This window comes from Pseudomonas sp. CHM02 (assembly GCF_000612585.1).
GTDB lineage: Bacteria > Pseudomonadota > Gammaproteobacteria > Pseudomonadales > Pseudomonadaceae > Aquipseudomonas.
Window position 1 is genome coordinate 1 of record NZ_JFCA01000083.1, and the last position, 10,458, is coordinate 10,458.

Consider the following 10,458-nt stretch of genomic DNA (forward strand, 5'->3'; position numbering starts at 1 on the left):
GTACGGCGCTTTTTTTTATGCCCTTGTAGGAGCCGGCTTGCCGGCTCCTACAGGGTGAGAGGGTGTTATTTGAAGCCCAGCTGGCGCCAGCCTTCGTAAACGGCAACGGCCACGGTGTTGGACAGGTTCAAGCTGCGGCAACCCTCGCGCATCGGCAGGCGCAGGCGATGGCCGTCGGGCAGGGCGTCAAGCACCTCGGCCGGCAGGCCGCGGCTTTCCGGGCCGAAGAGGAAGGCGTCGCCTTCGGCAAAGCTGGCATCATGGAACGGCCGCGCACCCTTGGTGGTAAACGCGAACAGGCGTGGGTGTCCCAGGCTTTCCAGGCAGCTGGCCAGGTCGGCGTGGCGCTTGAGCGTCGCGTACTCGTGGTAGTCCAGCCCGGCTCGGCGCAGGCGCTTGTCGTCCATGTCGAAGCCCAGGGGCTCGATCAAATGCAGGTGGCAGCCACTGTTGGCGCACAGCCTGATAACGTTGCCGGTATTCGGCGGAATTTCTGGTTGAAAAAGGATGACGTGAAACATGCACGGCTCCGAAGGCAAAGATGCGCTGCATTCTACCCCCGAAGACGATCCAAGGCCGAAGCTTATGCCGCGGGTCATGGGCTCTTTGGCAATTGTTGGCTTGATGGTGGGCCTGATGATCGGCCGCCTGACCACTCCGGACCCGGTCGAACTGCAACAGGTCGAGACGGCTGCAGACGGCGTAGTGGTGTGGTTCAACAGCGAGCCCAAGCTGCACGGCGAGTATATCGACGGCACCGTCGCGCTGCTGTTTGACGCACAGGGCAAGGCCGCCGGTGGGCAACTCAAGGTCAATGAAAAAGATGTGAACTGGCGCGTGCGCAAGACCGATGGCGGCTTGCTGCTGAACCTGGTGGCGGCCCGGCCGTTGCGTGGGGAATGGAAGGGGGAGAAGGCCGATGGCCGCTGGCGGCTGGAGATCCATCTCCAGGAGGAATAAAAGAGGGAATCCCCGGCCTGCCTGTACCAAGGTCCCCAAAACGGGCTGGGGCTATGGGCGCTGTGCCACATAAGCCCCGGGTTTAAAGAAGGGAGTTCCCGGCCTGCCTGTACCAGGGCTCCCAAAACGGGGTGAAGCCTTGAAGGCTTCGGTGTTAAAGAGGGAATCCCCGGCCTGCCTGTACCGAGGTTCCCCAAAGCGGTGTGGAGCGCGACGCGGTTCGCATCAAGCACCCCGGGTGTAAAGAGGGGATTCTCGGCCTGCCTGTACCAAGGTCCCCGAAACTGGGTAGTGACAGGGTTGTTGCAGGGCGCGTGCCAGAGTCGCCAGGTTGTTCCAAAAAACTTCTGCAGAAAGCGCAAAGCCCCGGAATACGGGGCTTTGGTGTTTTCGGCTTTCAGATTTTGTTGAGCAGGGCGGCTAATTTTGAGATCGGATCCATGCCCGATGTCGGTTCATGGTGCATTGAAGCGGTGCACGGCGATGGGGCTCTGCGTCGAACACAAACTGTAGGAGCCGGCTTGCCGGCGATGGCGTCCTTAACATCGCCATCGCTGGCAAGCCAGCTCCTACAGGGGGCAATTAGGCTTCATCACCTTCGTCATCATCCCCGCCGTCGACCTTCATCCCCAGCTCCTTGATCTTGCGCGTCAGGGTATTGCGCCCCCAGCCCAGCAGCACGGCAGCATCGCGGCGGCGGCCGGCGGTGTGCTTCAGGGCGGTCTCGATCATGATCCGTTCGAAGGCCGGCACGGCACTGTCGAGCAAGCTCGACTGGCCACGGGCCAAGGCCTGGTCGGCCCACTGGCGCAGCGCCTGCTCCCAGTTGGTCACGGGGGCAGAGTCCTGCGGCAGGCTCAACAGCTCCGGCGGCAGGTCGCTGATGTGCACTTCGCGACCGGACGCCATCACCGTGATCCAGCGGCAGGTGTTCTCCAGCTGGCGCACGTTGCCAGGCCACGGCAGGTTCTTCAGGTATTCCTCGGTCTCGCTTTTCAGCAACTTCGGCTCTACAGCCAACTCCTGGGCGGCGCGGCTGAGGAAGTGGCGGGCCAGGGTAGGGATGTCTTCACGACGATCCGACATGCGTGGAATGTGGATGCGGATCACGTTCAGACGGTGGAACAAGTCCTCACGGAATTTGCCCGCATGCACCAGGGTTTCGAGGTTCTGGTGGGTCGCCGCGATGATGCGCACATCGACCTTGACCGGCGTGTGCCCGCCAACGCGATAGAACTCACCGTCCGCCAGCACCCGCAGCAGGCGAGTCTGGGTATCGGCCGGCATGTCGCCGATTTCATCGAGGAACAATGTGCCGCCGTCGGCCTGTTCAAAACGGCCGCGACGCAGGTTGGCCGCGCCAGTAAAGGCGCCTTTTTCATGGCCGAACAGCTCGGACTCCATCAAGTCCTTCGGAATCGCTGCCATGTTCAGCGCGATAAACGGCGATGCCGCCCGTGGGCTGTGGCGATGCAGGGCGTGGGCGACCAGCTCTTTACCGGTACCGGATTCGCCGTTGATCAGCACGGTGATGTTGGAGTGGCTCAAGCGCCCGATGGCGCGAAACACTTCCTGCATCGCCGGCGCTTCGCCGATGATTTCCGGGGTGCGGGTCAGGGCCGGTGGGGCTTCCTGGTTCTGTTGTTCCTGGGCGTGCTGGTTGGCGCGTTTGACCAGTGCCACCGCCTCGTCCACGTCGAACGGTTTGGGCAGGTATTCAAAGGCGCCGCCCTGATAGGACGCGACAGCGCTGTCCAGATCCGAATGCGCGGTCATGATGATCACCGGCAGGCGCGGGTGCTGCTCGCGAATCCGCGCCAGCAGGTCCAGGCCACTGGCGCCGGGCATGCGGATGTCGGAGATGATCACGTCAGGCTGCTGGCGAGCCAGGCGGCTCATCACCCCGTCGGCGCTGTCGAAGCTCTGGGTGGTCATGCCTTCCTGTTGCAAGGCTTTCTCGAGGACCCAGCGGATAGAACGGTCGTCATCGACGATCCAGACAGTTTCACTACGGCTCATGTCGATGGGGCTCCTTGTTCCAGAGGCAGAAAGATCGAGAAGGTGGTGTGGCCAGGATGGCTCTCACATTCGATCAGACCCTGGTGCTGGCTGATGATGTTCTGGGTGATGGCCAGGCCCAGCCCGGTACCGTCCGGGCGACCGCTGACCATGGGAAAGAAGATGGTTTCCTGCAGTTCCGCAGGAATGCCCGGGCCGTTGTCGATGATTTCGACCTTGGTCACCAGGCGATGGCGCACGTGGCCGATGGTGAATTGGCGCAGGGCGCGGGTACGCAGGCTGATGCGGCCCAGGCGCAGCTCGTTCTGGCTGCTGATGGCCTGCATGGCGTTGCGCACGATATTGAGCACCGCCTGGATCATCTGTTCGCGGTCGATCAATACGTCGGGAATGCTCGGGTCGTAGTCACGCACCAAGGTGATGCAACCCTGGCTTTCGGCCTCTACCAACTGGCAGACGCGCTCCAGCACCTCGTGCACGTTGGTCAGCGCCAGGGACGGCAGCTTGTTGGAACCGAGCATGCGGTCCACCAGGTTACGCAGGCGGTCGGCTTCTTCGATGATGACGTTGGTGTAGTCCTTGAGGTGCTCGTCCGGCAGCTCGCGGGCCAACAGTTGCGCTGCGCCGCGAATACCGCCGAGCGGGTTCTTGATCTCATGGGCTAGGCCGCGCACCAGCATCTTGCTGGTTTCCTGCTTGGACAATTGCGCTTCTTCCTTGGTGATACGCAGCAGGCGGTCGCGGGGGTGCACCTCCAGCAGCAACAAGGTGGCGCCGTTGCTCAGGATCGGGGTCACGGCGTAGTCGACGGTCAGTGTCTGGCCAGTGAGCGCGGTGAGCATCGCCTCGCGCTTGGTGAACGGATGTGCCTGCTCCACAGCCTGGCGCAACGAGCTCAAGGCTTCGGCTGACTCGGTGAACAGTTCGCTGATGAATTGCCCATGGCTGCGCTGGCCGCTGATGGCCAGGAGCATCTCCGCCGCCGGGTTCATGTACTCAAGGCGCAGATCGTCATTGAGCAGGATGGTCGCGGTGGTCAGGTTGTCGAGTAACAAACGGTGCAGTGCATCGCTGATGGTCATCAGGACCTCTTTTGGAGCAAGGCGCGGGCTTGAGGCACACGCTGATACAAGCAAAATGCAAAAACCAAACCAAGGCTCCGAAAAGAAGCGTGCAAGCCCTGAAATGGGGGTTTAAGGCGCGAAACTGTGGCGTTCTGCCAGCTTGGTCGGGAAGTTTCGAACCAAAATGGGCTGGGCAGGTGGGAAGGGTGCAGTCTATCGCACCAATATAGTGCGGTTTTGTGAAGGTTGTTCAGGAAGCGAGATGAGTCATTAAGAGGAATGCGGGCGGTGTAGGAGCTGGCTTGCCGGCGATAGCGGTTTTGAATGTGCTGCCGCTATCGCCGGCAAGCCGGCTACAGGGTGCACAGCTCGGCGGTGGCACGGATCATTGCCAGTTGGCGCAGTGGATCATTCAGTGGCTCATGCACGGCGGTGGCCAGCCATTGCGGGCACTGCGGGTCGGTGCGCTGCGGGGTGAAGTCGGCCAGTTGTTGCAGCAGGCGCTTTTGCAACTCATCCAGCTTGGGGCGAATCTGCTTGACCAGGTCCGGGCGCGGGTCGTCGGGCGCCTTGCCCTGGAATTGCCAGTCGGACAGGTGGGTGTATTGCACCAGCTTATTGGCCTCGATCTGCGCCGAAAAAAACTGCTCGGCGGCGGTCGGGTCCAGTTTGTAGGTGGGCGCCTGGGTGCTAACGCTGGCAATGACTTCCTGTTCGCGCTTTTTATCTTCTACGGGCTTTTTGCTGTCCCATTTGCTCAGGGCTACCTGATCGGCAATCTCCAGGCGTTCGGCGATGCTGTTGAGCAGCGGTTCGAGCGTGGGCGGCGCAGCACTCGCAGTGGCACTGACGAACAACAGGGCGAACATAAGTCGACGTTTCAAGGAGGATCTCCTGCGGGAGCGGGGCTTGCCCGCGATGGCGAAGTAGCAGTCAATACAATAGGTGTCTGGGGCGGCGCAATCGCGGGCCAAAAAAAAGACCTCCCGGGGGAGGTCTTTTTCGTCACGCTGCTCTAAGAAGCGGCGCTACTGGATCAGCAGCTGTAGTACAGCTCGTATTCCAGTGGGTGTACGAAGGTACGAACCTTGATTTCTTCTTCGCTTTTCAGGCCGATGTAAGCGTCGATGAAGTCGTCGCTGAACACGCCGCCTTTGGTCAGGAACGCACGGCCTTTGTCCAGCTCTTCCAGGGCTTCTTTCAGGCTGCCACACACTTGCGGGATCTCTTTGGCCTCTTCAGGCGGCAGGTCGTACAAGTTTTTGTCGGCGGCATCGCCAGGGTGGATCTTGTTCTGGATACCGTCCAGGCCGGCCATGACCAGGGCAGCGAAGGCCAGGTATGGGTTGGCTGCTGGATCCGGGAAGCGGGCTTCGATACGGCGAGCGCGAGGGCTGGACACGTAAGGAATACGGATCGAGGCGGAACGGTTGCGAGCCGAGTAGGCCAGCATTACCGGTGCTTCGAAACCTGGGACCAGACGCTTGTAGGAGTTGGTCGACGGGTTGGTGAAGCCGTTCAGGGCCTTACCGTGCTTGATGATACCGCCGATGAAGTACAGGGCGGTGTCGGACAGGCCGGCATAACCTTCGCCAGCGAAGGTGTTCTTGCCATCTTTGGCGATGGACAGGTGAACGTGCATACCCGAACCGTTATCGCCGTACAGAGGCTTAGGCATGAAGGTCGCGGTACGGCCGTAGGCAACGGCAGTGTTGTGTACGCAGTACTTCAGGGTCTGTACTTCGTCAGCCTTGGCAACCAGGGTGTTGAACTTCACACCGATTTCGTTCTGGCCGGCAGTGGCCACTTCGTGGTGGTGCACTTCGATGACCAGGCCCATGTCTTCCATGGCGTTGCACATGGAGGTACGGATTTCGTGGTCGTGGTCGAACGGCGGAACTGGGAAGTAACCACCTTTGATACCTGGACGGTGGCCATGGTTGCCGCCTTCCACGTCCTGGTCGGACATCCAGGAGCCTTGTTCGGAGTAGATCTTGAACATGGAACCGGAGATGTCGGACTTGAACTTGACCTGGTCGAAGATGAAGAATTCTGGCTCCGGGCCTACGAATACGGTGTCACCGATACCGGTGGACTTCAGGTATTCCTCGGCACGCTTGGCGATCGCACGTGGGTCGCGGTCGTAGCCTTGCATGGTCGAAGGCTCGATCACGTCGCAGACCAGGATCAGGGTCGGCTCTTCGGTGAACGGGTCGAGTACGGCAGTGCTGTCGTCCGGCATCAGGATCATGTCGGAGGCTTCGATGCCTTTCCAGCCAGCGATGGAGGAACCGTCGAACATTTTGCCTTCTTCGAAGAAAGCTTCATCCAGCGCGTCGCGAGCCGGCATGGTCACGTGGTGCTGAGTGCCTTTGGTGTCCGTGAAGCGCAGATCAATCCATTTAACGTCATGATCTTTGATGAGTTGAACCGACTTCGACATAGTGTCCTCCGGGTGGCTTCGGGCTGGGGTAGTGGAGTTAGCCCTTAGAATGTGGGTGATGCCGGCGCGGATACTCCGCCATGGCAACCTGCCTCACAAGAGAGCAAATTGCATGCCAGTGCGCCAACATGGGTTTTCTGCTCCAAAAACGCCCCTATAAAGGTGCATTACGACAAAAGCCCAAAAATAGCGCACCTCAATGTAGCGCAAAGGCATGCAAATGCACTCATTTAGTGCGTGTCGCGTGCTGTGCATATTAACTGGTTAAACCTTGAGCGATTTCCGCTATAATCCGCGCCCCCCTTTTTCAGCAGGCCCGGCGCGCGCTGTTTCCATGAAATTAATCGTTAAAGTCTTCCCCGAGATCACCATCAAAAGCCGACCGGTACGGACGCGTTTCATCCGTCAGTTGGCCAAGAACATCCGTGCCGTGCTCCGCGATCTGGACCCGGCTGTGGTGGTGAACGGCGTGTGGGACAATCTCGAGCTGGAAACCCGTATCACCGAGCCCAAAGCCTTGAAGGACATGACCGAGCGCCTGAGCTGCATGCCCGGCATCGCGCATTTCCTGCAGGTGGATGAGTACCCGCTGGGCGACTTCGACGACATCACCGAGAAGTGCAAACAGCACTACGGCCGCGAACTCGAAGGCAAGATCTTTTCGGTGCGCTGCAAGCGTGCCGGCAAGCACACCTTCAGCTCCATGGACGTCGAGAAATACGTCGGCAGCAAGCTGCGTCGCGAGTGCGGCGCAGCCGGAATTTCCCTGAAAGCGCCGCAAATTGAAGTGCGCATGGAAATTCGCGACCAACGGTTGTTTGTGATCCACAGCCAGCACAACAGCATCGGCGGCTACCCGCTGGGCGCCCTGGAACAGACCCTGGTCTTGATGTCCGGCGGTTTCGATTCCACGGTGGCGGCCTACCAGATCATGCGCCGCGGCCTGATGAGCCACTTCTGCTTCTTTAACCTGGGCGGGCGTGCACACGAATTGGGCGTGATGGAAGTCGCGCACTTTATCTGGAAGAAGTACGGCAGCTCCCAGCGCGTGCTATTTGTAAGCGTGCCATTCGAAGAAGTGCTGGGCGAAATTCTCGGCAAAGTCGATAACGGTCATATGGGCGTGGTATTGAAGCGTATGATGTTGCGCGCTGCCTCGCGGATTGCCGATAAATTGCAGATCGATGCGCTGGTGACCGGCGAAGCGATCTCCCAGGTGTCCAGCCAGACGCTGCCGAACCTGTCGATCATCGATTGCGTCACCGAGAAGCTGGTCTTGCGCCCGCTGATCGCCAGCCACAAGCAGGACATCATCGACCTGGCAGAACAGATCGGCACCGCCGACTTTGCCAAGCACATGCCCGAGTACTGCGGGGTCATCTCGGTGAACCCCAAGACCCACGCCAAGCGTCATCGCGTGGAGCATGAAGAGAAAGAATTCGACATGGCGATTCTGGAGCGTGCGCTCGAGAACGCCAAGCTGGTCCCGATCGATCGCGTGATCGACGAACTGGGCCAGGACATCAAGATCGAAGAAGTCAGCGAAGCCCTGGCCGGCCAGATCGTCATCGACATCCGTCACCCGGATGCCGCTGAGGATGAGCCGCTGGAAATCGCCGGCATCGACGTACAAACGCTGCCGTTCTATGCATTGAACGCGCGTTTCAAGGAACTGGATAACAGCCGTCAGTACCTGCTGTATTGCGACAAAGGCGTGATGAGTCGCCTGCATGCCCACCATTTGCTCAGTGAGGGGCATGCCAATGTGCGCGTTTATCGACCGAGCTAAGAGCCCGGGGCTGTTTGCCTGTGGCCTGCGTCACCGGCCCCCCGACTCTGCCGTCAAGCTGTAACGGCAAGGCCTGACTCTACTGTTAATCGCTGCCACGACCTGTCAGCACACCGAATCCTCTGATCGAGATACACAAGTGATCGAAAATCTACGTAACATCGCCATCATTGCTCACGTTGACCATGGTAAAACCACCCTGGTAGACAAACTCCTGCGTCAATCCGGCACCCTGGAGCGCAACGAGCTCAACGACGAGCGCGTGATGGACTCCAACGACCAGGAAAAAGAGCGCGGCATTACCATCCTGGCCAAAAACACCGCTATCAACTGGAACGGCTACCACATCAACATCGTGGATACCCCGGGCCACGCCGACTTCGGCGGCGAAGTAGAGCGCGTAATGTCGATGGTTGACTCCGTTCTGCTGCTGGTTGACGCTCAAGACGGCCCTATGCCGCAAACCCGTTTCGTGACCAAGAAGGCTTTCGAAGCCGGCCTGCGTCCGATCGTGTGCATCAACAAGGTTGACCGTCCAGGCGCGCGTCCGGACTGGGTTCTGGACCAGATCTTCGACCTGTTCGACAACCTGGGTGCCACCGAAGAACAGCTGGACTTCAAAGTCGTCTACGCCTCGGCCCTGAACGGCATTGCCGGCCTGGACCACACCGACATGGCTGAAGACATGACCCCGCTGTACCAGTCGATCGTCGACAACGTACCTGCGCCGGCGGTTGACCGTGAAGGTCCGTTCCAGATGCAGATCTCCGCACTGGACTACAACAGCTTCCTGGGTGTTATCGGCGTTGGCCGTATCGCTCGTGGTCGCGTCAAGCCGAACACCCCGGTTGTCGCTATCGGCGCCGACGGCAAGAAGCGTAACGGTCGTATCCTGAAGCTGATGGGTCACCACGGTCTGCACCGCATCGACGTTGAAGAAGCTGCAGCTGGCGACATCGTGTGCATCAGCGGCATGGACTCGCTGTTCATCTCCGACACCCTGTGCCACCCGGACGCGGTAGAAGCGATGAAGCCTCTGACCGTTGACGAGCCAACCGTTTCCATGACCTTCCAGGTAAACGACTCGCCTTTCTGCGGTAAAGAAGGCAAGTTCGTGACCTCGCGTAACATCAAGGAGCGTCTGGACAAAGAGCTGCTGTACAACGTTGCACTGCGCGTTGAAGAAGGCGACTCGGCTGACAAGTTCAAGGTTTCCGGCCGTGGTGAGCTGCACCTCTCGGTACTGATCGAAACCATGCGTCGCGAAGGCTTCGAAATGGGCGTTGGTCGTCCGGAAGTGATCATCCGTCAGGTTGACGGCGTGAAGCAGGAACCGTTCGAAAACGTCACCATCGACACCCCTGAAGAATCCCAGGGCAAGGTCATGGAAGAGATGGGCCTGCGTAAAGGCGACCTGACCAACATGGTGCCAGATGGCAAAGGCCGTGTACGTCTGGAATACAACATCCCTGCTCGTGGTCTGATCGGTTTCCGTAACCAGTTCCTGACCCTGACCAACGGTGCTGGCATCCTGACCTCGATCTTCGATCGCTACGACACCATGAAGTCCGGCGACATGTCCGGCCGTCAGAACGGTGTTCTGGTATCGGTAGAAACCGGCAAGGCGCTGACCTACTCCCTGGAAACCCTCCAGGCGCGTGGCAAGCTGTTCGTTGAACACGGTCAAGAGATCTACAACGGTCAGATCGTTGGTCTGAACAGCCGTGACAACGACATGGGCGTCAACCCAACCAAAGGCAAGAAGCTCGACAACATGCGTGCTTCGGGTAAAGACGAAACCATCGCTCTGGTTCCACCTGTTCGCTTCACCCTGGAACAGGCCCTGGAATTCATCCAGGACGACGAGCTGTGCGAAGTCACGCCTAAGTCGATCCGCCTGCGTAAGAAGATCCTGGACGAAGGCGAGCGTACCCGCGCTGCCAAGAAAGCCAAGAACTGAGTTAGCTCAGGCTGAATGAAAAACGCCCCCGGTCGAAAGGCCGGGGGCGTTTTTTTGTGCCTGGATTTTATGACGGGCGGGCTCTTGTGGTGAGCAGGCTTGTTATGGTGAACAGGCTTGTTGTGGTGAGCGGGCTTGCCCCGCGCTGGGCTGCGAAGCGGCCCCAATAAGGCCGCCGCGTTCCTCCTGACAAACCGCGGCGCCAGGTTTTAGGGCCACTTCG

The 10,458-nt window shown here is 59.6% G+C and carries 8 protein-coding genes; 3 read left to right on the top strand and 5 right to left on the bottom strand.

Annotated elements, in window-relative coordinates; genetic code table 11:
• Nucleotides 1–65 precede the first annotated feature (65 nt).
• Nucleotides 66–521, bottom strand: a complete 456-nt coding sequence (locus tag BM70_RS0130125; protein WP_025859462.1) for a tRNA (cytidine(34)-2'-O)-methyltransferase — start codon at nt 519–521, stop codon at nt 66–68.
• Here BM70_RS0130125 and BM70_RS0130130 point away from each other — a divergent pair.
• The gene (locus tag BM70_RS0130130; protein ID WP_025859463.1) at nt 520–960 is read left to right on the top strand and encodes a hypothetical protein; all 441 of its coding nucleotides are present in this window, start codon (nt 520–522) and stop codon (nt 958–960) included. The two genes, BM70_RS0130125 and BM70_RS0130130, sit on opposite strands and share 2 nt — an antisense overlap.
• Nucleotides 961–1,542: 582 nt before the next feature.
• Here the strand turns inward: BM70_RS0130130 and ntrC are convergent.
• The 4 genes from ntrC to glnA form a co-directional block, all read right to left on the bottom strand.
• Nucleotides 1,543–2,979 carry a nitrogen regulation protein NR(I) gene (gene ntrC, locus BM70_RS0130135; protein WP_025859464.1) on the bottom strand — a complete coding sequence of 479 codons (1,437 nt, stop codon included), beginning with the start codon at nt 2,977–2,979 and terminating at the stop codon, nt 1,543–1,545.
• On the bottom strand, nt 2,976–4,061 hold the full coding sequence (gene glnL / locus BM70_RS0130140) for a nitrogen regulation protein NR(II) (RefSeq protein ID WP_025859465.1): 1,086 nt from the start codon (nt 4,059–4,061) through the stop codon (nt 2,976–2,978). Before glnL ends, ntrC begins: the two co-directional genes overlap by 4 nt.
• Nucleotides 4,062–4,396: 335 nt before the next feature.
• Complete coding sequence (locus BM70_RS0130145; RefSeq protein ID WP_025859466.1) at nt 4,397–4,927, bottom strand: chorismate mutase; 531 nt, start codon at nt 4,925–4,927, stop codon at nt 4,397–4,399.
• Between the two features lie 152 nt (nt 4,928–5,079).
• Entirely contained in the window at nt 5,080–6,486 is a 1,407-nt protein-coding gene (glnA, locus tag BM70_RS0130150; protein ID WP_016979133.1) for a type I glutamate--ammonia ligase, read from the bottom strand.
• Nucleotides 6,487–6,820: 334 nt separating this feature from the next.
• Here glnA and thiI point away from each other — a divergent pair, with 334 nt between their 5' ends.
• Nucleotides 6,821–8,275 carry a tRNA uracil 4-sulfurtransferase ThiI gene (gene thiI / locus BM70_RS0130155; protein WP_025859467.1) on the top strand — a complete coding sequence of 485 codons (1,455 nt, stop codon included), beginning with the start codon at nt 6,821–6,823 and terminating at the stop codon, nt 8,273–8,275.
• Between the two features lie 139 nt (nt 8,276–8,414).
• Nucleotides 8,415–10,235, top strand: coding sequence for a translational GTPase TypA (gene typA, locus BM70_RS0130160; protein WP_025859468.1), 1,821 nt, complete (start codon nt 8,415–8,417; stop codon nt 10,233–10,235).
• The last annotated feature ends 223 nt before the right edge of the window (nt 10,236–10,458 follow it).

Bases quoted from the DNA above. Each gene is read 5' to 3' on its own strand.
- BM70_RS0130130 (WP_025859463.1), top strand. From the start codon at position 520: ATGCACGGCTCCGAAGGCAAAGATGCGCTGCATTCTACCCCCGAAGAC.
- BM70_RS0130125 (WP_025859462.1), bottom strand. From the start codon at position 521: ATGTTTCACGTCATCCTTTTTCAACCAGAAATTCCGCCGAATACCGGC.
- ntrC (WP_025859464.1), bottom strand. From the start codon at position 2,979: ATGAGCCGTAGTGAAACTGTCTGGATCGTCGATGACGACCGTTCTATC.
- glnL (WP_025859465.1), bottom strand. From the start codon at position 4,061: ATGACCATCAGCGATGCACTGCACCGTTTGTTACTCGACAACCTGACC.
- glnA (WP_016979133.1), bottom strand. From the start codon at position 6,486: ATGTCGAAGTCGGTTCAACTCATCAAAGATCATGACGTTAAATGGATT.
- thiI (WP_025859467.1), top strand. From the start codon at position 6,821: ATGAAATTAATCGTTAAAGTCTTCCCCGAGATCACCATCAAAAGCCGA.